Source organism: Alphaproteobacteria bacterium (assembly GCA_039980135.1).
Lineage (GTDB): Bacteria > Pseudomonadota > Alphaproteobacteria > UBA6615 > UBA6615 > UBA8079.
Genome location: JBDXCV010000011.1, coordinates 35,435 through 60,048 on the forward strand (window position 1 = coordinate 35,435; position 24,614 = coordinate 60,048).

At 61.8% G+C, this 24,614-nt stretch carries 17 protein-coding genes and 1 pseudogene; 6 read left to right on the forward strand and 12 right to left on the reverse strand.

The window, feature by feature from the left end:
* Positions 1-3: 3 nt before the first annotated feature.
* Positions 4-912 carry a methylenetetrahydrofolate reductase [NAD(P)H] gene (gene metF / locus ABJ363_14870; protein MEP4380278.1) on the forward strand — a complete coding sequence of 303 codons (909 nt, stop codon included), beginning with the start codon at positions 4-6 and terminating at the stop codon, positions 910-912.
* Positions 909-4,675 (forward strand): annotated as a pseudogene (metH, locus tag ABJ363_14875) (methionine synthase). The gene metF and the pseudogene metH overlap by 4 nt, the downstream one beginning before the upstream one ends.
* A gap of 21 nt (positions 4,676-4,696) precedes the next feature.
* Here the strand turns inward: metH and ABJ363_14880 are convergent.
* The 11 genes from ABJ363_14880 to ABJ363_14930 form a co-directional block, all read right to left on the reverse strand.
* Positions 4,697-5,929: an amidohydrolase family protein gene (locus ABJ363_14880; GenBank protein MEP4380279.1), complete on the reverse strand. Its 1,233-nt coding sequence runs from the start codon at positions 5,927-5,929 to the stop codon at positions 4,697-4,699.
* Between the two features lie 4 nt (positions 5,930-5,933).
* The gene (locus ABJ363_14885) at positions 5,934-7,154 is read right to left on the reverse strand and encodes an FAD-dependent monooxygenase (protein ID MEP4380280.1); all 1,221 of its coding nucleotides are present in this window, start codon (positions 7,152-7,154) and stop codon (positions 5,934-5,936) included.
* A 38-nt stretch (positions 7,155-7,192) separates the two neighbouring features.
* Positions 7,193-8,287: a ring-opening amidohydrolase gene (locus tag ABJ363_14890; GenBank protein ID MEP4380281.1), complete on the reverse strand. Its 1,095-nt coding sequence runs from the start codon at positions 8,285-8,287 to the stop codon at positions 7,193-7,195.
* Between the two features lie 56 nt (positions 8,288-8,343).
* Positions 8,344-9,768, reverse strand: coding sequence for an amidase (locus tag ABJ363_14895; protein ID MEP4380282.1), 1,425 nt, complete (start codon positions 9,766-9,768; stop codon positions 8,344-8,346).
* Positions 9,746-10,513 (reverse strand): ABC transporter permease subunit, encoded by a 768-nt coding sequence (locus ABJ363_14900; protein MEP4380283.1) that lies wholly within the window; start codon positions 10,511-10,513, stop codon positions 9,746-9,748. The genes ABJ363_14895 and ABJ363_14900 overlap by 23 nt, the downstream gene beginning before the upstream one ends.
* Positions 10,510-11,340 (reverse strand): ABC transporter ATP-binding protein, encoded by an 831-nt coding sequence (locus tag ABJ363_14905; protein MEP4380284.1) that lies wholly within the window; start codon positions 11,338-11,340, stop codon positions 10,510-10,512. The genes ABJ363_14900 and ABJ363_14905 overlap by 4 nt, the downstream gene beginning before the upstream one ends.
* A 52-nt stretch (positions 11,341-11,392) precedes the next feature.
* On the reverse strand, positions 11,393-12,379 hold the full coding sequence (locus ABJ363_14910; GenBank protein MEP4380285.1) for an ABC transporter substrate-binding protein: 987 nt from the start codon (positions 12,377-12,379) through the stop codon (positions 11,393-11,395).
* 81 nt (positions 12,380-12,460) lie between these two features.
* The gene (locus ABJ363_14915) at positions 12,461-14,317 is read right to left on the reverse strand and encodes a hydantoinase B/oxoprolinase family protein (protein ID MEP4380286.1); all 1,857 of its coding nucleotides are present in this window, start codon (positions 14,315-14,317) and stop codon (positions 12,461-12,463) included.
* Positions 14,314-16,416 carry a hydantoinase/oxoprolinase family protein gene (locus ABJ363_14920; protein ID MEP4380287.1) on the reverse strand — a complete coding sequence of 701 codons (2,103 nt, stop codon included), beginning with the start codon at positions 16,414-16,416 and terminating at the stop codon, positions 14,314-14,316. The genes ABJ363_14915 and ABJ363_14920 overlap by 4 nt, the downstream gene beginning before the upstream one ends.
* Before the next feature lie 144 nt (positions 16,417-16,560).
* Positions 16,561-17,463, reverse strand: a complete 903-nt coding sequence (locus tag ABJ363_14925) for a LysR family transcriptional regulator (GenBank protein ID MEP4380288.1) — start codon at positions 17,461-17,463, stop codon at positions 16,561-16,563.
* A gap of 69 nt (positions 17,464-17,532) precedes the next feature.
* A complete protein-coding gene (locus ABJ363_14930; protein MEP4380289.1) occupies positions 17,533-17,784 on the reverse strand; it encodes a DUF1127 domain-containing protein in 252 nt (83 codons plus the stop codon).
* A 139-nt stretch (positions 17,785-17,923) separates the two neighbouring features.
* Here ABJ363_14930 and ABJ363_14935 point away from each other — a divergent pair, with 139 nt between their 5' ends.
* From ABJ363_14935 to ABJ363_14950, 4 genes are all read left to right on the forward strand, one after another.
* Positions 17,924-18,832 carry a transcriptional regulator GcvA gene (locus ABJ363_14935; GenBank protein MEP4380290.1) on the forward strand — a complete coding sequence of 303 codons (909 nt, stop codon included), beginning with the start codon at positions 17,924-17,926 and terminating at the stop codon, positions 18,830-18,832.
* A gap of 149 nt (positions 18,833-18,981) precedes the next feature.
* Complete coding sequence (locus tag ABJ363_14940) at positions 18,982-20,274, forward strand: PLP-dependent transferase (GenBank protein MEP4380291.1); 1,293 nt, start codon at positions 18,982-18,984, stop codon at positions 20,272-20,274.
* Between the two features lie 193 nt (positions 20,275-20,467).
* Positions 20,468-21,553 (forward strand): GGDEF domain-containing protein, encoded by a 1,086-nt coding sequence (locus ABJ363_14945; GenBank protein ID MEP4380292.1) that lies wholly within the window; start codon positions 20,468-20,470, stop codon positions 21,551-21,553.
* Between the two features lie 83 nt (positions 21,554-21,636).
* Positions 21,637-23,406 (forward strand): chloride channel protein, encoded by a 1,770-nt coding sequence (locus ABJ363_14950; GenBank protein MEP4380293.1) that lies wholly within the window; start codon positions 21,637-21,639, stop codon positions 23,404-23,406.
* A gap of 21 nt (positions 23,407-23,427) precedes the next feature.
* Here ABJ363_14950 and ABJ363_14955 read toward each other — a convergent pair whose 3' ends face one another.
* Positions 23,428-24,474, reverse strand: coding sequence for a S1C family serine protease (locus ABJ363_14955; protein MEP4380294.1), 1,047 nt, complete (start codon positions 24,472-24,474; stop codon positions 23,428-23,430).
* Positions 24,475-24,614 lie beyond the last annotated feature (140 nt).

Consider the following 24,614-nt stretch of genomic DNA (forward strand, 5'->3'; position numbering starts at 1 on the left):
GAAATGGCATCCTCGACAAGCAACATTGAACAGGTCGCTACAGACCGCCGTATTTCCGTCAGTTTCGAGTTTTTCCCGCCGAAAACCGCGGCGATGGAAAAAACCCTCTGGGACACGGTCTGCGATCTTGCGCCGATCAACCCGTCGTTTGTTTCGGTGACCTACGGCGCGGGCGGTTCGACGCGCGAGCGAACCCATGCGACCGTTTCCCGAATCGTCACGGAGGCAGGGCTGACGGCCGCCGCGCATTTGACATGTGTCGCCGCCACGCGCGCGGAGATCGAGAGCGTCGCGCGCGACTATTGGGCCGCAGGCGTCCGACATATTGTCGCCCTGCGCGGCGACCCCCCGGAAGGCGCGACGGGCTACTCCCCCCATCCCGATGGATATGCGTATGCGGCGGACCTGGTCGAGGGCCTCCACTCGGTTGCACCTTTCGAGATTTCGGTGGCGGCTTACCCTGAAACCCATCCGGAGGCGCCAAGCGCGGATTTCGATATCGATATTCTGAAGCGCAAGGCCGATGCGGGTGCCGCCCGCGCAATCACCCAATTCTTCTTCGACAATGGTGCGTTTTTGCGTTTTCGCGACAAGGTCGCGGCGTCGGGGATTGATATCCCCGTGGTGCCGGGGATCATGCCGGTCGGTAACTTCAAGAGCATGACCCGGTTTGCCGCCATGTGCGGCGCCAGCGTGCCGGATTGGCTGGCGGAGGCATTCGAGGGGCTGGACGATGACCCGGCCGGCCGGGTCGAGGTCGGCGAACGTGTCGCGAGTGAACAATGCCACGAGCTGCAGTCCCACGGGATCACCAATTTTCATTTCTACACATTGAACCGCGCGGACATGACCCATGCGATCTGTCGCAATCTGGGCGTGGCGGACGGCGGTTCGGAGACCAAGGCAACATGATCCAGATGCGAAGCAAGAAGGCGCTTGCCGACGAACTCGCCGAACGTATCGTCGTCCTGGATGGGGCAATGGGAACGGAGATTCAGGCCCTGAAGCTGGTCTCCGCAGATTATCACGGCAAGCATTTCGAAGGTCTCGGGAATGACCTGACCGGCAACAACGATATCCTCAACCTGACAGCCCCGGACGCCATCCGGGATGTTCACCTGAGCTATCTGGCGGCGGGCGCGGACATTGTGGCCACCAACACATTCAACGCCACCACGGTCTCTCAGGCGGATTACGCCATGGAAGAGTATGTGGTGGAGATCAATGCCGAGGGCGCGCGCCTGGCCCACGAGGCCTGCGATCAGGTGATGGAGAACGAACCGGGCCGGAACTGCTGGGTGGCCGGTGCGATCGGCCCGACCAACAAGACCACGTCGATCTCGCCGGACGTTAATGATCCGGGATTTCGTGCGATCGACTTCGACACGCTCAAGGACTCCTACAAGCAGGCGGCACGCGCGCTGCTGGTGGGCGGTGTCGATCTGTTCCTGATAGAGACCATCTTCGACACATTGAACGCGAAGGCCTGCATATTCGGGCTCGAGGAACTGTTCGAGGAAACCGAAGAGCGGCGCCCAATTCTTATTTCCGGCACGATCACGGACCTGTCGGGCCGGACCCTCACCGGCCAGACGCCGGAAGCATTCTGGAACTCGGTCCGCCATGCCCGCCCGCTGACCATCGGGCTCAACTGTTCGATGGGCGCCGAGGGTATGCGTCCTTATCTGGTTGAGCTGTCCCGGATCGCGGACACGTTTATCTGTGCCTACCCCAACGCCGGGCTGCCGAACGAATTCGGCGAGTATGACGAACAGGCCGATGAGACCGCCGGCTTTGTGCGCGAGTGGGCCCAGGAAGGGCTGTTGAACATTGTCGGCGGCTGTTGTGGCACCACGCCGGCGCATATTGCGGCCATTCGAAAGGCCGTCGACGGGCTCGCCCCGCGTACCGTTCCCGAACGTCCGGCGGCGATGCGCCTGTCCGGGCTCGAACCCTTCACGGTTTCGACGGATGCGCGCGAAGAGGTGTCGGCATGAGTGCGAGCGGCAGCCAGTTCGTCAACATCGGCGAACGGACGAACGTCACCGGATCGGCGCGGTTCCGCGAGCTGATCACCGCCGATGACTACGATACGGCGCTCGAGGTTGCGCGCCAGCAGGTCGAGAACGGCGCCCAGATCATCGATGTGAACATGGATGAGGGCATGCTCGATTCCGAGGCGGCGATGGTGCGTTTTCTCAACCTGATTGCCGCCGAGCCCGACATTTCGCGCGTACCGGTGATGATCGATTCCTCGAAATGGTCGGTGATCGAGGCCGGGCTAAAATGCGTACAGGGCAAGGCGATCGTGAATTCGATCAGCCTCAAGGAAGGCGAGGCGCCATTCCTCGATCAGGCACGAAAGATCCGCCGCTACGGTGCCGCGACGGTGGTCATGGCGTTCGACGAGGATGGCCAGGCAGATACCGCAGAGCGCAAGTTCGACATTTGCGCACGTTCCTACAAGCTGCTCACGGAAGAAATCGGATTCCTGCCGGAGGACATCATCTTCGATCCCAATATTTTCGCCGTCGCGACGGGTATTGAAGAGCATAACGAGTACGCCATTGCGTTCATCGAGGCGACGAAGCGTATTCGCGCCGAACTGCCCCACGCCCATGTCTCGGGTGGTGTGTCGAACCTGTCTTTCTCGTTCCGCGGCAACAATGCGGTGCGCGAGGCGATGCATGCCGCGTTCCTTTACCACGCCATTCGTGCGGGCATGGATATGGGAATCGTCAACGCTGGTCAGATCATGGTCTATGACGATATCCCGGCCGACCTTCTGGAGCGGATCGAGGATGTGCTCTTCAATCGCCGCGACGATGCCACCGACCGGCTGCTTGAAGTCGCGGACGAACATCGCGAAAGCGGTGCGGCGGCGGCGGAAAAGAACCTCGAATGGCGCGAGAGTAACGTCACCGAACGCCTTGAGTATGCGCTGGTGCACGGCATTGCCGATTTCGTGGTGGAGGATACCGAGGAGGCCCGCCTGGCCGCCGAGCGTCCCCTGCATGTGATCGAGGGCCCGCTGATGGACGGCATGAATGTGGTTGGTGACCTGTTCGGTGCGGGCAAGATGTTCCTGCCCCAGGTGGTGAAGAGCGCCCGGGTGATGAAGCAGGCCGTCGCCCATCTGACACCATTCATGGAGGAAGAGCGTGTGGCCTCGGGTGCTGCGTTCGAGGCGAACGGGAAGATTCTCCTCGCGACGGTGAAGGGCGATGTCCACGATATCGGCAAGAACATCGTCGGCGTGGTCCTCCAGTGCAACAGCTACGATGTGGTGGACCTCGGGGTGATGGTGCCGGCGGAGAAAATTCTTGCCACGGCCCGGGACGAGAAGGTCGATATCATCGGCGTGTCCGGTCTGATCACCCCAAGCCTCGACGAGATGGTGAGCCTGGCGCGCGAGATGAAGCGCCAGAATTTCGAGTTGCCGCTACTCATCGGCGGGGCCACCACAAGCCGGTTGCACACGGCGGTGAAGATCGACCCCGGGTACGACCACCCCGTCGTCCACGTGAACGACGCCTCCAAGGCGGTCGGCGTGATGAGCAATCTGCTGTCGAAGACCGCGCGTGACGGGTTTGTCGATCAGATCAAATCCGAATACGAAACCGCGCGTGAGAAACATGCCGGCAGCGGTCGGGAATCGAAGCGTCAGACCATCGAGGGTGCGCGCGCCAACCGGGCACCGATCGACTGGTCCGGCTATCAGGCGCCGGTGCCCTCGTTCCTCGGCACACGCGTGTTCGAAACTTACGATCTGGCCGAGTTGCGCGAATGCATCGACTGGACGCCGTTTTTCCGGACCTGGGAGCTGGCGGGAAAATTCCCGGATATCCTGCAGGATGACATCGTCGGTGAGGCGGCGCGCGATCTGTATGACGATGCGCAGGAGATGCTCGACCGGATGGTCAATGAGGCGTGGTTGAAACCGCGTGCGGTCGTCGGCTTCTGGCCCGCCAACGCCGACGGTGACGACATCACCCTGTATCGCGACGGCGCGCGGGCGGAGCCGCTCGCCGAGATTCATACGCTGCGCCAGCAAATGATGCGCGGCAACAATGCGCGGCCCAATTTCGCACTTTCGGATTTCGTGGCACCGGCCGACACGGGCGCGACCGACTATTTCGGTGGTTTCGTGGTGACGGCGGGGGCGGAGATCGACGGGATCGCGGCGCGCTTCGAGAAGGATAATGACGACTACAATTCGATTCTCGCCAAGGCGCTGGCGGACCGGCTGGCCGAAGCCTTCGCGGAACGCATGCACCAGCGGGTGCGAACGGAGCTATGGGGCTACGCGCCCGATGAGGGCCTTTCGAATGCCGAGCTGATTTCCGAGGAGTATCAGGGAATTCGTCCCGCGCCCGGTTATCCGGCTTGTCCCGATCACACGGAGAAGCGCACCCTGTTCGATATACTGGATGCCGAGGCGGCAACGGGTGTGTCGCTGACCGAAAGCTTCGCCATGTGGCCGCCATCGACGGTGGCCGGGTTCTATTTGTCCCATCCCGACGCACGATATTTCGGGGTCGGGCGGATCGAGCGTGACCAGGTTGAGGACTACGCCCGGCGCAAGGGCATGGATGTCGAGACGGTGGAACGCTGGCTGGCGCCAAACCTCAACTATAATCCGGACGACCATGCGGACCGCGACGCGGCGGCTTAGGCAGCCGGGGCGTCGCGAGCATTAATCGTCAGCAATCATTCGCCGTGTTTCTGTTTCCGCCACGACCCGGCCTGTTCGGATGACGTAGCGGCGATCCGGTTTCTGCACGATGGCTTCAAGGGGCGTTCGAGCATCCAGGATCACGAGGTCGCCCACGCAACCCGGCGTCGTTCCATAGTCCTTGAGGCCCAGGACCTTCGAAGCGCTGCCCGTCGTCATGGCGAACACCGCCTCGATTTCGTCGGGCTGGCTCATATGCGCGGCGTGGGCCAGCAGGAAGCCCAGTTCCAGCGGGTCGTCATGCCCGAACGGGTAGAACATGTCGCGCAGATTGTCCTGCCCGAACGCCACGTTGACTCCGCGGTCCAGCAATTCCTTCACGCGCGTGATGCCACGGCGCTTGGGGTGAGAATCCCCGCGGCCCTGGAGCATCAGGTTGGTGGCCGGGTTGGTGATCATGTGGATGCCCGCCTCGGCGACCATGTCCATTACACGGTCCGCATAGTCGTCGGGATAGGCGGCCAGCGCGCAGGTGTGCCCGGCCACGACCCGGCCCTGCCATCCATGGGCGATCGTGGCCTCGCAGAGCATCTCGAGCGTACGTGCGTTGGGGTCGTCTGTCTCGTCGATATGCATGTCGACGTCGCAGTCATGGTCGCGGGCGATCGCGAACGCAATTTCGATATGCTCGCGGCTCTCTTCGGGCCCGGCCTCGTTGAAGGGCATGCCGCCGATCTGATCCGCACCGCGGTCCATGGCCTCACGCAGCAGCGCCTCGGCGCCGGGATCCCCGACAATGCCTTTCTGCGGAAACGCGACGATCTGCAACTCGACGAGGTTCGAGAAACGTCTGCGTGTTTCCAGGAGGGCATCGAAGGCGATCAGCCCACAGCTCGTGTCGATGTCGATATGGGTACGCATCCGGGTCACGCCGTTGGCAACGGCGGCCCGGATGATCTGTCCGGCCCGGGTGACAATGTCTTCGGTCGAGTAGCTTTCCTTGCGGGCACCAAGGATTTCGATGGCCTCGTCGAGGGAGCCGCTGACATTCACCGGGATGCTGTCAGCGAGCATCACCTTGTCCAGGTGGATATGCGGCTCGATGAAACCCGGCACGCAGAGGCGGCCTTCCGCGTCGATGGTCTGGGCGCCGGTCGGGTCGACGCCACCGAAATCCACATACTGACCATGGGAAATGGCCAGGTCGGTGGGGCCGGGCTGGCCCCAAACCGCTGCGTTTCGGATGATCAACATGGGACTAGAGATCCTGTTCGATGACATGTTCAACGGGCCGACCGCTGACCCGGATGATGCGCTCCAGGGGCAGGTTCAGGGACGGGTCGTCAGTCGGGCTATCGAGCCCGCGCCGGATGAAGGCGCCGAGGTTGCGCGCATGGTTGAGTGCAAGTTTTCCGGCAGGTAGCCGTTCGGCCTCGTAACGCGCCATGGCTTCGGGAATGCTGTGGCACTCGGCCAGGGCGTCGGCGAGCGCCAGGGCATCCTGACCGGCCTTGAGCACGCCGACGCCGACATGCGGGCGGGCGACGAATGCCGCATCCCCGATCAGGGCCACATTGCCGAATGCCAGATGATCGTTGTCCACATCGTAGATCGGTTGCACGGTCGTTGTTTCCGCGCGCATCACCGCCTCATGGAAATTCTCCGGCATCTCGCGGCGCGCACTCTCGCGTACCGTCTCCACATGCTCGGGTCGCATGCGGTGCGGGGGTATGCCGTATTCATATGTCTTGCCCGAGGCGTCGGTCAGGATATCGGCGAGTTTTTCGACCGAAGCCGGGTGATACCAGAGATAGGTGTAGCGGCGTTTACCCGGTTCCTGGGAGCCGTCCGGCCCGTCGATGGGGTAGCCGATCAGTTGGCTGCCGGACATGAACAGGAACGCGTAATGGCTGAAGATATCGGCGCGGAATGTTCCGGACAGGTCGGATTCCGGGGTGGTCCCGCGCCAGGCGACATAGCCCGCATATTCCGGCTGAATCTCCGGTGCGACGATTTGACGTACGGTCGAACGGAACCCGTCGGCGCCAATCACGACATCGGCGTCGAATGTGCGGCCTTTGGTGGTGCGGACTGTCGTCCTGCCACCTGTTGTCGCCATCTCCGCAAAGATGTTTCCGCCGTGATACTGCGCAGGAGGAAAACGCTCCAACAGGGAGAGATAGACCTGGTTCCAGGCGCAAAGCTGCTGGTCGAGTTCGAACTGCGAAATAATCGCGCCGGTGCGGTCAAACGCCGTGCGCCCGGAGACATCGATGCCCCCCGACATCCCGCGTGGCACGTCGAGAAGATCGAGCAAATCCTCCAGTTCCGCGTGGCGCGCGATCCCCTGGCCCCGTGAAGCCAGACTCTCGGGCGCGGTCTCCAGAATGTCGACGTCCCAGCCGCGGCGGATCAGGTAATTGCCGGCGAACAGACCGCCGACCGAACCACCGACAATGACAGCGCGTTTGTTTTGCATGGCTTCTCAATACAAAGAAAAACGCACGCGCGGAACCGCTATTCCCCGAGATCAACGATGGCGACGACCGGACCACCACCCTGGGGGCCCTGATGCATCGCGTCCACCGACACGAAAACGGCCGGGTCGCCGATAGCGGTCGCCGCGACCCCGCCGACCGCGGCCTTGGAATGGCGGTGATGATGCACATCTGAGTCATCGAGCATAATCTGGCGGCGGCCACGCAGGCGCGCGCTCGGGTCGGCCTCGCATTTCATGAAGCAGTTGACGACCCTGCCACCCAGATCTTCGGACCGGGGCCGGTCGGGGAGTTCGAGGCCGGCATCGCGGATGGCGTCATAGATGCCGTCGATATCCAACGCGTCCTTCATCACCGAATGGCCGATCCGATAGCGTCCGCCCGCGCCGGCCTTGTTGCCGAACAGGACGATTTGCGCGCGGTCGAGTTCGACCCCCGAGGAGCAGGACGCCACCGCAGAATACAGGTCCATGTTCTTGCAGATGTCCTCGGGCTTCGGCATCTCGATTTCACCCAGCGCCACCGCGATGCCCAACCCCGTGGTGCCGTTGGACACACCCATGGAATCATGAACCTCGCAGGCAACCGTCTCGCCGCGCGCGTGCGCATCCTGCACGCCCTCGACCGTCAAAAGCGGTGTTTTGGTCTGGACGTAGTGCACGTCCTTCGGGTCGGAAATGCCGGCATCCGCCATCGCGTCGCGCACGGCATCGGCAACCTTCTCGACCATCGCAAGGCGGCCGATATCCTCGGGGAAAAGTTCCGCGCTCATGGCGGTGCCCATGACAATGCGGTCCTTGTCGGCGGGGCCGGTGGTGCTATTGCGGGCGAACGCCACGGCATGCGGCGTGATCACGCCGTCGCAACCGCCCGACCAGACCATGGGGATTTCCTTTATCTCGTCCTCGGACCGGCTGCCGTGGTTCATCAGCACGGCACGGTATGCCTGGTCGGAGAGAATGCGGGTGAAGTCGTTAACCCCGCCATTTCCCTCGGTCTTGCCGATGACGGCGACGATGTCGTCGGCGGCGATCTCGCCGGAGGCGATCCACTCGTCGAGGCCGGACGCGTCGGAAACCGACTTTATCTCAATTTTTCGTACCTCTATGGCCATTTTACTTCTCCTTGTTCAAACCTGTTTCTCGACCCGACCGGCGCGCCGGCGGGTGCTCAAATCGTTGCCGGCGGCCAGCCCACCGGACGCGTAAGTTGTAGCAGTTTCGCGACGGCGAGAATGGTCGGCTCACCCAATCGTGGTCCGATGATCTGGAGGCCGACCGGGAGGCCCGATCCGCTCAAACCCGCGGGTGCAGACCCGGCGGGAAATCCCGTTAATGTGATCAGGAAGGCTTGGGCGATCCAGTCGATGTAGTTCTCCAGCCGCACACCGCCGATCTCTTCGGGATAATTCTGTTCAACCGGGAAAGGCAGAACCGGTGCGGTCGGCGTCAGGATCACATCGTAGCGTGAGAGATACTCGCGGACATTGTGCCAGACTTGCGCCCGAACCTGTTCCGCTTGTGCGGTCGCGCGTACGTCCCGTGTCAGCCCGTCGCGGATGTTTCCGGCCAGGTTGTCGCCAAAGCGGTCGAGATGCTCGAGACGCCCGAGTTGCTGGCCGACCATCCACGCGCCGCGCAGGACCTTGAAGGCTTCGCGCCCCGCCGACAGATCGAGCGATATCTCATCGACCGAAGCCCCGGTCTGGCGCAGGGCGTCGACGGCTGATTCGCAGATCGCGGCAACCTCGGGGTCAATACCGATCCCGGCGATGTCAGGCGCGTAGGCGATCCGCAGACCGGACGGGTTTTCGTGGGTCTGCATCTCGGCCAGGCAGCTGGACCAGGGCGGTGCCACAGAGATCGGTGACATGGGGCTGAAGCCGGCCATGCCGTCGAGCATCAATGCCGCGTCTTCCGCTGTTCTGGCCAGAGGCCCGTGCACCTGCCCGGGATCGAAGGGCAGCGGCATCGGATGATTCGGAATCAGCCCCGGTGTGGTTCGCAATCCCACGATGCCGCAGAACGCCGCGGGAACGCGCAGGGAGCCGCCGAAATCCGTGCCATGCGCCAACGGCACCATGCCCGTGGCGACGGCGGCGGCGGAACCGCCCGATGAGCCGGCGGGGCTGAGATCCGTGTTCCAGGGATTGCGGGAGGCACCGAACACGTCGTTGACCGTGTTGGCACCGGTCGCAAATTCAGGTGTATTGGATTTGCCGAGGATTATCGCACCGGCCGCTCGAAGCTGTGCGACGACCGTGGCATCCTCGGTCGGTACGTTGTCGGCGTAAACCGTGCAGCCATAGGTGGTGCGCATGCCAGCGGTCGGCGTCACGTCCTTGATGACGACCGGCAGTCCGTGCAGCGGCCCCAGTGCCGCGCCCGAAAGAATATTCGCTTCGGCCGCTTTCGCCGCCGCGCGTGCCGCCTCGACGCCAAGCGTCACGATGGCATTGAGTGCGGGGTTTCGCCTCTCGATCGCGTCCAGATGTGCGTCGAGTATTTCGACCGGGCTGACGCTGCCGTTGGCGATGAGATCACGAAGGGTGCACGCGGTCTCCCGCGTGAGATCAGCGCCCGGACCAGTGGACATAACGCCGCTCGATCAGCAGGAACAGGAGATTGAAACTATAGCCGAGCGCGCCCGCGACGAAGATCGCCGCATACATGCGCGGCATTTCAAACAGCATCTGGTTGTCGAGGACGTTGTGGCCGAGCCCGTCGACGGAACCGATGAACATCTCCGCGACAATGACAATGATCAGCGCAAGCGAAACGCCGTTGCGCAAGCCAACGAATGTCTGCGGCAGAGACTCAAACAGCATGACATCGGTCAGCACCCTGAATCTGGGTGCGCCCATCACCTTGGCCGCCTGGAGCCGGGTCTTGCGCGCGTTCATCACGCCATAGGCCACGTTGAACAGTATCACCAGGGCGGCACCGAAGGTCGCGACCTGGATCTTGGTGGCGTCGCCCGGGCCAGAAATCGCGAGGAACAGGGGAAAAACAGCGCTAGCCGGGGTAGAGCGAAAGAAGTCCACGACGAACTCGACCGAACGGTAGAGCCCGATTGAGGAGCCGAAGATGATACCAAGCGGTATGCCGATAATTCCGGCGTAGAGAATCGACAACGCGGTTCGTTCGATCGTGCGGAAGAAGTCGAAGAGCAGTTGTCCGCCGGTCATGCCCTGCCAGACGGCGACGAACATGGATGCGGGTGAGGGCAACAGGACATGGTCCACCACTTCCACCCAGAAGGCGATCTGCCAGACCAGCAGCAGGATGGCGACGCCGACCAGCGGTGTGAGGGGGCCGAGAAATTTGCTCAGGGTTTTCATGTGCCGCGCACCAGCTTCTGGAAGACCTCAAGGCAATGGGCCTTCACGCGGACAAACTCGTCTTCGGATATCGTGGCGGCGGAGCGCGGCCGAGGGATGCCGACATTCACATAGTCTGCGACCTCGGCCGGGCCGCGCGAGAGCAACATCACGTCGTCGGCCAGATACACGGCTTCCTCGAGATCGTGAGAGACGAACACCATGGTCGTCTTCGTGTCCATGAACAGCGCCTGGAGCTGGTCACGCATAAACAGGGTCATTTCGTAGTCGAGCGCCGAGAAGGGCTCGTCGAGGAAAAGCACCTCGGGCTCGATGACCAGCGAGCGCATGATCGAGACGAGCTGCTGCTGGCCGCCGGACATCTGATAGGGGTATTTGTTCAAATCGATGGTAACGCCGAGGCGTTCGACGAGGCGTTCCACGCGCTGCTTCTGTTCCGCGCGCGGAATATTCCGGAACTTTAGCGGGTAGCGGATGTTGTCGATCGACCGCATCCATGGAAACAGCGCCTCCCGGTAGTTCTGGAAGACATAGCCGAAGTTTGTATCCCGTAGCCGCTTGCCATCGAAGCGGATCGTGCCCGTGTCGGGCTCGGTCAATCCGGAGATCAGGTTGATCAGGGTCGACTTGCCGCAGCCGTTCGGTCCGAACACGGACACGAAGCGGCCACGGGGTATGTCGAGGTCGAAATTGTCGTAAATCACGGCATCGCCAAAGGTCTTCGACAGGCCGCGGATCGTGATATGTGCGTCACCCGACCCGCCAGCGGCAGACAGCGGCGAAGACACCCCCGCTCGGGAGGAGTGAGCGGTTTTGTCTTCGGCCATCTGGTCTGTCTCGCTGGCGTTCATATCCGGTCGGTTCTCGGTCGCGTCGCGACTAGAACGTCTTCAGATACTTTGTGACATCGACCTTTTCGGACAGCACGCCGCTGTCGGCAACGAAGTCGATGAATTGCTGATATTCGGCCTTGTCCCCGTCGGACAGGTCGCTGGCCATGACGAAATTCACCAGCGGTACCGTCGGCGCGACGGCCTCGGGCGTGAAGGTGTTCTTGACCAGATGCGCGCGTACCGTGTTGTCCTTCGCGATATCGGCCAGTGCACGGGCCCAGGCTGCCGTGAAACGCTTTGCCACGTCGGGCCGGTCCTTGAGGAACTCACCCGTCAGTGCCGTGCCCGCGACCCAGGCGTCGGCGTCATCCTTCCCGAGGACGTAGGTGGCGATCAGGCCGGACTCGAGAGCCTTCGCGGAACCCTGATTTTCCATCAGCGTGACGGCAGGCTCGAGCGTATAGCCGGCGTCATAGGTGCCGGCCTGCATCGCCGTGACATGCTGCGGCATGGCGAGCTGGTCAAGCTGGTAGTCGCCTTCTTTCAGGCCGTTCGCGGCGAGAACCGCCTTGGCCATCATGATATTGGCTGGTCCGGGGGCGGACATGATCTTGGCACCCTTCAGGTCCGCGATGCTGGCGGCATCAAAGCCCTTTCGGACGACGAATGTTTCCATCTTGAATTGCTTGTTCTGGCTGTTGATGGAGACATAGTTCACCAGACCCGGCTTCTTCAGGTTGGCATTCATCCCCTCGATCGTGACCAGATTGGCTGCGACATCGATGTCATTGGTGATCATCGCAGCAACGAGCGCGGGACCACCGATCAAGCGGACCATCTCGGCGTCGATATCGACGTCCTTGAAGTAACCGCGTTCAAGCGCCACGAAATAGGGCAGTGCCGACGTGACCGGGAACACGCCCACTTTTACTTTGTCCGCGGCGCTCGCGCCGACGATCCCCGTCAGCGACAGTGCCGCGACCGCGGTCAATGTCAGTGCGGTGCGTCGTGTCAAATTTCTGAAACTTATCATGGTACCGTCCTCCTGTTCCTGTTGGTTCTCATTGGATGGTTCAAATCGCGTTTTCCGCGGTTCGGTCTCTTCTCGTGCTCGTCAGGACCGTTTCTCAAACATCTGCATGCCCGGCCCGCGATTGATCATCTCCAGCGGTTCCGTGCGGGATGCGCGTATTTCGGCGCGCAGGTTATGCGTTGCGTCATCGTCGATCTGCGGCTCCGTCGGACCGTCGGTGACGATGACGCCGTAGTCGTTCTTCGCGCCGTCCCGGGTGACCTTGCCCTGGATGACGTCATGCAGCACGGCCGCGGTGTCGCGATCGAGAGGATCGCCCCAGCCGCCACCGCCGGTGGTGCGCACGCGCAGGATTTCGCCGGCCTTGATAGGCTCGTTGTCGACCAGGCCGCCGAGTTTCTCATTGCGGCCCTCGGCGTCGACATAGGCCCCGAACGGCTGGCCGGCCTGGCCGCCATTCACGCCATAGCAACCCAGACGCACGCGATCTGCGGTGACGATGGTGCTGCAGTCCAACAGCATCCGGTATTCCTTCTCGTAACCGAGACCGCCACGATATGTTCCCGCACCGCCGGAATCCGCCCACAGGCCCAGTTTCTCGACCAGGATCGGGAAACGGGTCTCGGTGAACTCGGCAGGCTGATTGCGGGAATTTGGCACGATGTGGATCGCGTCACTACCGTCGGCGTAGTAGCGCCCCCCGCTGCCGCCGCCGAGAACTTCGCGCGACAGGAAAGGTTCGCCATCCAGATCGTCGCCATAGAAACCGGTGTAACGAATGGTTTCCTGATCCGCCGGCATGCGGCCCTGCTCGACCGCCTGGGCGACACAACCGGCCAGCAGGCCGATCGAGCGCAGCAGCGGGAACGAACGGGCGTTCGTGGCGGCGGGCCGAATTGGAGTGATCAGGGTGCCCTTGGGCGGGAAAATCACCTCGATGATCTGGCACACACCTTCGTTGCAGTGAATTTCACCCGCGCGTTCAGGTGTGTCGGCCAGATTGCGCAAGACCGGCGCGATCCATTTGATGAGGAACTTGCCGTCCGCATAGTCGGCGGGCCAGTTGATGGGGCCGAGCGCCTGCGGGTCGGTGCCGTTGAAATCCAGGACGATCTTGTCGTCTGTCTTGGTCATGGTCAGGGCGAGCTTGTGCAGGCTCGGGTCGGTCAGGCCGTCATGCTCCACATAGTCTTCCCATGAATATGTGCCGTTCCTGATCTTTGGAAGTAGTTCGTCGCGAAACACATTCGCGCAATTGTCCAGGATGGCCTGGAAACACGCCTCGACGGTTTCGCGGCCGAATCGGTTGAACAGCTCGGCCATGCGTTCGGCGCCCATGATGCAGGCCTGGATCTCGGAATCGACGTCGGCTGCCAGCATCTCCGGAACGCGGGTGTTGCGGCGGATGATCTTGAGGGCTTCCTCGTTGCGCACGCCCGCATCGACGATCTTGATCGGTGGGATCATCAGGCCTTCCTCGAAGACCGAGACGGCCGTGCCCGGCATCGAACCCGGGACCTTGCCGCCGATATCGTCGTGGTGGCCGAAGGCCTGGATGTAGGCGACGACCGCGCCATCGTGAAACACCGGTACCGTCGAACACATGTCGGGCAGGTGGCCGATTGAGCCTTCGGTGTCGTAGGTGTCGTTCATGAAGAACACGTCACCGGGCTGCATCGTCTCTGGCGGGTAGTCGCGCACCACGGCGTCGGGCATCGCCGAATAGGAGCGCCCCGTCAGCTTTCGGCAATGTTGATCGAACAGTCCGACCCGGTAGTCATGGGCCTCGCGGATCATCGGGCTGCGCGCGGTCCGCTCGATCGCATACTCGATCTCGGCCTCGATCGAGTTGAGGGTGCCCTCGACGATCTGCAGGATGATGGGATCGACGGCGGTTCGGCTTGCATCTTTAGGCTGTTGTTCGGCGGCGTTGGTCATTGGATGCGCCCGATCTCGTCACGGGTTCTGCGGACGACGATGATGCCGTGCGCGTCGATGGTTGCGTGTTGGCCGGGGAAAATGACGGTGGTGGAACCGAATTCCTCGACGACTGATGGCCCCTCGATCCGGGTGCCGGCGGGCAGGCAGGTGCGGTCATACACGGGTGTGTCCCGGTAGCCGCCGTCGAAATAGACCTGGCGCGTGGTTTTGCGGGCGGTCTCCGCGTTATCGTCGCCCGTCTGCAGCTTAGGCAGGCTGGGCCGCTCGATCGTGCCGAAACCGGACAGGCAGAAGTTGACGATCTCGATCTTCTGTTCGCCGCGATAGGCATAGCCGAACGTGCGTTCGTGCGAAGCGTGGAAGGCCTCGGCCAGCTGTTGCGCCGCGCCTGCGTCAAATTCACCCGCCGGCGCGGTGACCCGAACTTCCATCGACTGCCCCACATAACGGACATCGGCCTCGCGGACATAGCGATGGCTCGACGGGTCGAGCCCGTCGCGGATCAGGGTCTCGCAGGCCTCTGCCTCGAGCTGACTGTAGATTTCGGCGACCGCGGCCGGGTCGATATCGTCTTCCTGGACCACCCGCGTGACGATGTGGTCGGAGCGCCAGTCGACAGCAAGCAGGCCGAATGCCGACAGGTTGCCGGGGTTCGGCGGGACGATGCAGGCGTCCATATCCAGAAGATCCATGACGGCGGGTGACTGGGCCGGGCCGGAGCCGCCGAAAGAGAGCAGGGCGAATGTCCGCGGGTCGATGCCGCGCTGGATCGTCATCTGCCGGATCATGTTCGCCTGGTTCCAGTTGGCAATCTCGATGATTCCGGCCGCAAGTTCCTCGACGCTCATGTCCTGGCCGAGCCGTGCGGCGAGGTCGGCGATACCGCTGCGGGCGCGGTCGGCATCGAGCATGATCCCGCCACCGATCAGCTCGGCTGGCAGGCGTCCCAACGCAAGGTTGGCATCTGTGATGGTCGGCTCGTCACCGCCGTTCGGGTAGCACATCGGGCCGGGCACGGCCCCCGCACTGATGGGGCCGACATTCAGATTGCCCTCGCGCGTGATCCACGCGATCGAGCCGCCGCCGGTCCCGACCGTTCGGATGTCAATCATCGGCAGGCGCACGGGGAAGGGGCCAACCGAGGCGTCCGTTGTAATGTGGGGGTCTCCACCTTCGATCAGACAGATATCGGTGGATGTGCCGCCCGCATCGAGCGTGACGACATCCGAAAACCCTGCAACCTTCGAAACAACGGCCGCGCCCAGCGCGCCTGCCGCCGGCCCGGACAACGCCGTTGTGATGGGTTTCTCGACCACCTGTTCGGCGCTGATCACACCGCCGGACGATTGCATCACCAGGAATGGCGGTTCGCGCAGGGTCGGGCCCAGTTCTTCGGAAACGTTGCCCAGATAGCGCGCCATGTAGGGTTTCACGAAGGCGTCGACGAGGGTCGTGACGGCGCGTTCATACTCTCGATACTCCGGGAGCACGTCGCACGACAGCGAGACGATTGCTTCGGGGTATTCGTCAGCAATGATTGCGCCGACCCGTCGTTCGTGGGCCGGGTTTGCATAGGAATGCATCAGGCAGACGCCGATGGCGCGCAGACCCTGTTGCCGCATGGCGCGGGCGGCGTCGCGGACAGAATCTTCGTCGAGGGCCTCCAGTTCGGCGCCCTTGAAATTCAGCCGGCCGGTAACTTCGCCGACATGATGCAGCGGCACGAGGCGGTCCGGTTTCACCCAGAAATATGAGTTGCCGTAGCCGTCGGGAACTGCCTGGCGCGCGATCTCCAGGATGTGGCGGAACCCCTTGGTGACGATCAGACCAAGGCCTTCGATCTGCCCTTGAAGGAGCGCGTTGGTTGCAACGGTCGTACCGTGGCAAATGACGCCGACGTCGGTCGGGTCTCCGCCTGAAATACCGAGCACGTCGTGAATTCCCTGGACCAGTCCGACTGCCGGGTTGGCCGGTGTGCTCGATACCTTTGTGACATACATGTCACCGGTCTTCGCATCGATCGAAACGATATCGGTAAAGGTTCCACCAGTATCGATCCCAACTCTCAAACTGCCCTTGCTCGCCCCACCGTCCATTGGAAAATCCGATTACATGTGTGTTTTCAAAAGAATAGGACAATTTATCCGATTCCTTTTGCAAGCGTATCGTTCAGGGGACGGGCGAGTCCAAGAGAGTCTCCCGATACACTTATCGGTAAAACCGATAACAGATCGTGTCCGTCACTGTTCTGCGTTGGCCAAAGCGTCGCTGAGAAACGCGAAGTAGCTTTCACGGCTGCGCGACATCGCCTGCCGGCGCCGAACGATGCAGAACCCGATTTGTCGATCCGGCGTGATGGCGCGGACGCCAAGGGTTGGGCTGTTGCCGCTTTGCAGCAGGGCGGATCGGGGGATGATCGCCACACCCATGCCGGCGGCCACCATTTCCCGCAGCGTATCGATATTGTCAGCGACCGCCCGGATATTCGGGTGGGCGCCGATATCCGCGAACATCGTCGTGACGATCCGGCCGTAACCGATGGTGAGTTCGTTGGTGATCAACGGCTCTTCGATCAGGTGGCCAAGGTCGATCGGCCCATCTTCTGCCAGGAGCGGGTGCGCGGCATGACCGATCAGTACCATCTGGATTTTGGCGATTGGTAGGGACATCAGTCCGGTCGGGAGTTCGTCCGTCGGTAGCTCGATGGCGACACCGGCATCGAGTTGATCGGTATGGAGTTGGTCGTAAATCCGGCGTGTGGGTGCCGTGACGATCCGCAACTGCACGTTGGGGAAGATGTCGCAGAAATGACTCAATGCATTCGGGACGACCAGCCCGGCCATGCCCGAGCCCATCCCCAGCGTGAAGGTTTCGAACCCCGCGCCGTTCAGTCTGCGGGCGGTATCGGACAGGCCCAGGAATTCCTGTGCGACCCGTTCCGCTTCCGCCAGAAAGCTGCGCCCGCGCTCGGTGGTTTCGACGCCGCGACCGGTGCGGTGAAAAATACGGAAGCCGATGTCGTCCTCGAGCGCGGCCACTTGTTCGCTGACGGAGGATTGGGAGATGTGCAGGCGTTGTGCAGCACCCGTGAAGCTGTGTTCCCGGGCTACCGCAAGCGCGTATCTGATCTGGCGAATATCCACGGGTGACGTCCAGGGTGCTGTCGAAGCGCGAACCTAAGCATTAACGGTCGTTGTGCCCGGGCTCAACCATTAGGCCCGCCAGGCCGGTTTCGCACTTTCCCGCTGTGCTGCGTTGCGCGTCACGCCGATATCCGCGAGCAGCCTTTGGTCGAGCTTGGAAAGCCGGTGTCGTTGGGCCGCGCGTTCGCGTATGGCGGGAAGCGTTCTTGATATCCGCGCCAGTCGAAATCCGATGCCGCGAGATAGTGCGACACAGACGGCGCGGCACGACGAACCAAGGCTTACATTAGTAAAAATAATAATAGGTGCAGTTTTTCTCATTTGTCACTCGCGATCCGGTCCGATACGATAAAATCCAATAAAAGTGGTATTAAGGAAGAATTATGGATGTGTTTATGGATGCCGGACAAAGCATCAAATTTCACATATTCATTAGAAAAATTGATGAAATCGGCCTGAAATGAGAGATTTGCCTTCGACGATGGCACTGCGCGCCTTCGAGGTTTCAGCGCGCACCCTGAGCTTTACCGAAGCGGCGCGGGAACTGAATCTGACCCAGGGTGCGATCAGCCATCAGGTGAAAAATCTCGAAGAGCAGCTTGGGGTAAAGCTGTTCCACCGCGATCGGCAACGCCTGCGATTGAGCGATGACGGCACGGCCTATCTGCCCTTCGTGCGCGAAGCCGTGGACCGGTTGCGTGCGGGTGCGGAATTCCTGTCGGCGCGTGAAGACAGCGGCGTTCTCACCGTCAGCGTGTCACCCAACTTCGCCGCCAAGTGGCTGGTCCATCGCCTCGGCGATTTTATCGCCGGCCATCGTGAGATCGATTTGCGGATCAGCGCATCGATGGAGCATGTCGATTTCGCGCGGAACGATGTCGACATGGCGGTTCGCCACGGCACCGGCGACTGGCCCGACCTGCATGTCACGCCACTCGCCCGGGAGGAAATTTTCCCGGTCTGCAGTCCCGAACTATTGCGATCGGCTCCGCCGCTCGAGCACCCGCGAGACCTTGCAAACCATGTGCTGCTACACGACCTCAGTCGAAACGACTGGCCGCTATGGTTTACCGCGGCGGGAGTGGAACCGATCGACGTGTCGCGCGGTCCCCAGTTCGATCAGACGAGTATGGTCATCGACGCGGCAGTCGAAGGCCAGGGTGTGGCGCTCGCGCGCCGGGTCCTGGCAGCGCGTGATCTGATCGCCGGTCGACTGGTGCGGCCCTTCGACATCACGTTGCCCGCGCCGTACGGCTATTACATTGCGTGCCCGAAATCGGTTGCGGACCGGGCGAAAATCGTCCTGTTCCGGGACTGGCTCGTCGCCGAGGCGGCATCGGACACGCGGATCCTCTCAAACGTCGCCTGACGGCGTGCTTTCGCTGCAGAGTTCTGCATGCTATGAGCGCGCAGATTTTGTGTATAAAGCGTTATAACACATAATAAATATGTGAAAAAACAGGTCTGCGTTCGGTCCCGTCTGGCCTGTCCGCGGCGTCCTTCCAGCATTCGGAGATCATGATGACAACGTCCAAGAACCCAGAAACGCTCGCGTTGCATGCGGGGCACCGGGCGGACCCGACGACCGGTTCGGTTGCGGTCCCCATCCACCAGACCACGAGCTATCAGTTCCGAGATACCGAGCATGCGGGAAACCTTTTTGCGCTCAAGGAACTCGGCAACATCTACACGCGGATCATGAACCCGACGGTCGATGTTCTCGAACAGCGCCTGGCGGCGATCGAGGGCGGTGTCGCCGGTCTTGGCCTTTCCTCGGGTCAGTCCGCATCGATGTTCTCTGTGATGAATATCGCGCGCGCCGGTGACAACTTCGTGTGCTCGACCGACATCTATGGCGGCACGTGGAACCTGTTCAAGAACACCATGCGGGACATGGGCGTGGAGGCGCGCTTCGTCGATCCGGCGGATCCCGAAGCGTTTCGCGCGGCGACGGACGACAAGACCCGCGCCTACTATGCCGAGACCCTGCCGAATCCGAAACTCGAAGTGTTCCCGATCGCGGAAGTCGCGGCGATCGGCCGGGAGCTGGGTGTGCCATTGATCGTGGACAACACGGCAGCGCCGCTCCTGTGTCGCCCGTTCGATCACGGCGCCGCCATCGTCATGTATTCGACCACCAAGTATATCGGCGGACATGGAACCTCGATTGGCGGCATCCTGATCGATGGCGGCAACTTCGACTGGGAGGCCCATGCCGACCGATTCCCGCTGCTCAATGAGCCCGACCCCAGCTATCACGGCGCGGTCTGGACCGAGGCGGTGAAGCCATTGGGGCCGATCGCCTACATCATCAAGGCGCGGGTGACCTTGCTGCGCGATATCGGCGCGGCGATGTCGCCGCAGAATGCGTTCCAGTTCATCCAGGGCCTCGAGACCCTGGCGCTGCGCATGGAGCGACATTGCGAGAATGCGATCAAGGTGACGGACTATCTCAAGGCCCATGACAAGGTCGAGAAAGTGATATTCCCCGGACAGATGGACGGTGTGGCACGTGAGCGTGCCGACAAGTATCTGAATGGCGGATATGGTGGGTTGGCGGGTATCGTCCTCAAGGGCGGTGACGAGGCCGGGCGCAAATTTATCGATTCCCTCGAGATGCTCTATCACGTTGCCAATATCGGTGACGCACGCTCACTGGCGATCCATCCGGCATCGACGACCCACAGTCAGCTCGATGCCGATGAGTTGCTGCAGTCCGGCGTGGTCCCCGGTTATGTTCGGCTGTCGGTCGGCATCGAGCATGCCGACGACATCATCGCCGATATCGATCAGGCGCTGGCGAAAGCCTGATCACCGCACGATAACGAGATATGGGGTGGCGCCTGGATAAGGGGCCGCCCCGATTCCGTTTGCGCCCGGCCTTGGCCCGAGTTGCCCGGGATTTTCACCCGGACTTCCGCCAATCCTCGTGCCGTTCGCAAGAATTTCTTAACCTCTGGCCGGCTATCCTATGCCTTCCACCGTATGAGTTTGGGAGGCGTTGGTGCCGAATACCGATGTTGCTGAGAGTCCGGCCAAGCTGGCGAATACCGCCATCGTGCGCATGGCGAAGCTCAAAATTCCGCCCACGCCCGAAAATTTCACCGTCTGGTACAGCTATCTGCGCGGCGATGACCCTGACGTCGTGCACATGATCGACCGCTATTTGGATTCCGGTGAGCCCTTTACCGAAGAACGCTGCAATGCGCTTCATTTGCGTTGTTCGGCCTTTGCGGCAAAATTGATTGAGGAAGAAGGCGAGGCGACTCTGCTCAATGCCGGTTCGAGCCTCGGAAAATCTGTCGAAACGGTCATGTCCCTGTTGGACGAAGCCGGCGCTGGCGCCGCGCGTTATGGCGAAGCCCTGGCGGGTGTCGATGGGGCGCTCGAAGGGGTCGAGGGTGGCGACCGGGTGCGGCAGATCGTGTCCGACCTCGTGGCGGAAACACATCTTGTCGTGCAGCAAAATCAGAATGTGAACGAGCGGCTCGAGCAGTCGAACCAGGAAATCGCGGAGCTTCAGAAGCGCATTTCGGATGCGCGGCGGGAGGCGATGAGTGATTCGCTGACCGGGTTGAACAATCGCCGCGCTTTCGATGAGCATCTGCGCAAGGGGGTTGCCGACGCCGAAGCGAACAACACGCCTTTGTCTCTCCTGATGCTCGATATCGACCATTTCAAAGCCTTCAACGACACCCATGGACATCAACTTGGCGACGAAGTGCTGCGCCTCGTCGCGCGATGTCTCGTCGATTGCACCAAGGGGCGTGATACCGCCGCGCGCTACGGGGGCGAGGAATTTGCGATCATCCTGCCCGATACGGATATGGAGGGCGCGATCGCCCTGGCAGAGCAGGTGCGCGAGACGGTCAACAGCAAGAAAATCGTCCGCAAATCGACAGGTGAATCCCTGGGGGGCGTTACTTTGTCCGGCGGTGCAGCGGTCTATATGGACGGAGATCTGCTCGAGGACTTCATCGAGCGTGCGGACGCCGGCCTGTACAAGGCCAAGGGCGAGGGGCGCAATCGCATCGCGGTCATAGAAGCGCTACAGGGATTGCGCGTCGTCGGTGGCCAAGACCTCGCATAGCTGCGATGTGTTAAGTCTTTGTGACGCCACCGGAATCCCCATGCTACAAGTCAAACGTCGGGTAGCCGTCTGGAGGGGAACCCGTGCGTCCACCAATCATCGTGCGAGCGCGGCTGAGCATTCGCCGGGTCCTGCGTAACGAACATCTGCTTTTAGCGGTCATGGCTCTCGTCGTGGGCGTGGCGGCGGCCTATGGGGCGTTGTTCTTTCGCCTTGCGATCGATCTCGTTCAGGAAATCGCATTCGGATTTCCCCTCGACGAAATGATGCCGTCCACCGATGCGCTGGCCTGGTGGCACATCATGCTGGTGCCATCTCTCGGTGGTCTGCTGATCGGAATTTTCCTGCATTTTGCTCACGGCGGGAATCGACCTCACGCGATCGCGCACGTGATCGAGGCGTCCGCATTGCGAGGCGGCAAGATGTCGTTGCGCGATGGCCTGGTGTCAGCTGTTGGCAATGCCGCATCACTCGGCGCAGGCGCGTCGACCGGACGAGAGGGTCCGCTCGTGCATCTGGGCGCAACGCTCGCGGCCTGGATGTCCGATCGACTGCATCTCGACAGGTCTCAATCGCGCACATTGTTGGGATGCGGTGTCGCGGCAGCGATAGGCTCGCTCTTCAATGCGCCAGTCGCGGGTGCCGTGTTCGCGATCGAACTGGTTGTCGGTAATCTGTCGCTCAAGGCCGGCGCGCCGATTTTTATCGCGGCCGTGACCGGGACCGCGATCGGACGGTTCTACTTCGGATCCGAACCTTCGTTTTCCGTCCCGGCGCATGAACTGATTTCACTGTGGGAGTTTCCGGCCTTCATCCTGTTGGGTGTCGCCTGTGCGATCGTCGCCATCGGGTTCATGCGCGGGATTTTCCTGATGGACGGGTTCGTGGCGCGCACACCCATTCCGCGATGGCTGCAACCGGCGTTTGGCGGGATCATCCTTGGCCTGATTGCGTTGCAGGTGCCCGAGGTTCTTGGTGTCGGCTTTTTGACGGCGGACGCCGCGTTGCATGGCTCGATTGCACTCGAACTCCTGCTGGTTCTGATTATCGCGAAAATGGCGGCCGTCGCGATAAGTATCGGGTTCGGTTTCGGCGGTGGTGTTTTCTCGCCGTCGCTCATCCTGGGGGCGTTGGTGGGTGCCGCGTTCGGACTGGTCGCCGGAAGCGTGTTTCCGGACCAGTTCTCCGGCGTTCCGGCCTATGCGCTGATCGGGACGGGGGCATTGGCCGGTGCGGTCATGGGGGCGCCGCTGTCGACGATTTTTATTATTTTCGAGCTGACGGGCTCATCCGAGATGACCGTCGCCGTGATGATTGCAACCGCTGCCGCGTCTGTTCTTACCCATCAATTCTATGGCCGTTCCTTCTTTCACGTTCAGCTGAAACGCCGGGGCCTGAACGTCTCGAGTGGCCACGATCAGGCGTTGTTGCAGGGAATGTCAGTCGGTCGGGTGATGCACACGAACATGGTGTCGGTCGACGCCGACATGATGCTGGATGCGTTGCACGGCGAGCTGCGTGAATCTCCAAACGGGGAGGTCTATGTGGTCGATGACAGTGGCGCGCTACTGGGCATTATCAACTATGCTGATCTGAACAACGCGATTCTCGCGCGCGGCAACGAGGACGCGCCCGAGCGTGCCGGCGATATCGCACATGCCATGGGCAAAGTGTTGACCGTGTCGGACAGTCTGGAAGATGCCCAGCGTCTGCTGTCGGGTTCCGACCATGAGAATGTCGCGGTCGTGTCGAACCGTGACGACATGATCCTGCGCGGCACGCTGACGACCCTGGATGTCTCGCGTGCCCATAACGACGCGTTGCTGAGTGTGCGCGCGGAAGAGCACGCCTGACGGCGTGATTTGGTCTTATTACTAGAGACTGGGGTCGAGGCGCAGCCAGTTGTTGCGATCCATCGATTCGATCTCGATATCGCGTAACGCGCCCTCGGGCGTGAGGACACGAACCGTCACCGTGTCGCCGGCTGCCCGGTCACGCCAGACCGCCCGGAAATACCCGGCCATGCTGCCCACTGGTGCCGCGTCAACCGCGACAATCAGGTCGCCCGCGCGGACACCGGCGCGTGCCGCCGGACTGTCGTTGGAGACCCCGTCCACGAACAGGCGGTCGCGAATCTCGGACGTTCGGATGCCGAGCCAGGGCCGCGGCGCTGCGGCCCGGCGACCGTGATCGACCATCTCGTCGAGGATCGGCTTGAGGTCGTCGATTGGCACGAACATGTTGCCGGCAACCGGCCTCTGAAAGAACGCGGCGTTGCCCACGAAAAGGGACCCGATGCCGATCAGCTTGCCGTCCACGTCGAACAGGCCGGCACCGCTGAAGTTCGGGTTCGGGGGGGCGGTAAAGATTGCACTGTCGAGCAGATATTCCCACGCGCCGACGAATTCGCGCCGGTCGACGACAAACACGCCCTGCGCCGACCCCGGACCAAGCCTGTTGGCGATGAGGACCTGGGTGCTCACGCCCATATCTCCCGATGCGCCAAAATCGACGGGCGCCAAACCCAGTTCGGTAGCGGCACGGACCAGCCCGAAGCCGCTCTCATGGTCATAGGCGACGAAAGAGGCGGGGACGCGCCGGCCATCGGCGAGCGTGATATCGATCTCAATGGCCTCCAGAATGAGGTAACCGATCGTCAGCACCAGCCCATCGTCGGATATCACCACGCCGCTGCCTTCGCGCTGGGTACCCAAAGTGCGGGCGGTGCGCGCCGTGCCGGGGATGCGGGTATCGATCCCGACGACGGCCTTGAGAACTTCCTGCGGCCCGGGTGTCGCGCCGGACTGGGCATTTGCGGCCGGGCTGGAAACAAACAACGCTGTCATCAGCGCCGCGAATAATGCGATCCGGCCGATTGCTGTCATTGATTTCTGGAAACGATGCTTGGCGTAGTTGGTCATGTTGCGTTCCAATCGAGCCAGGATCTTGTCGGGGCGAGAATGTTAGCACCGGATTCTGTCTCTGCGGACCGGATCACGTGAAATTCAACGGGCAGTCGTGCACCACGACTCAACGTTTGCGCATGATATAATCATTGGCT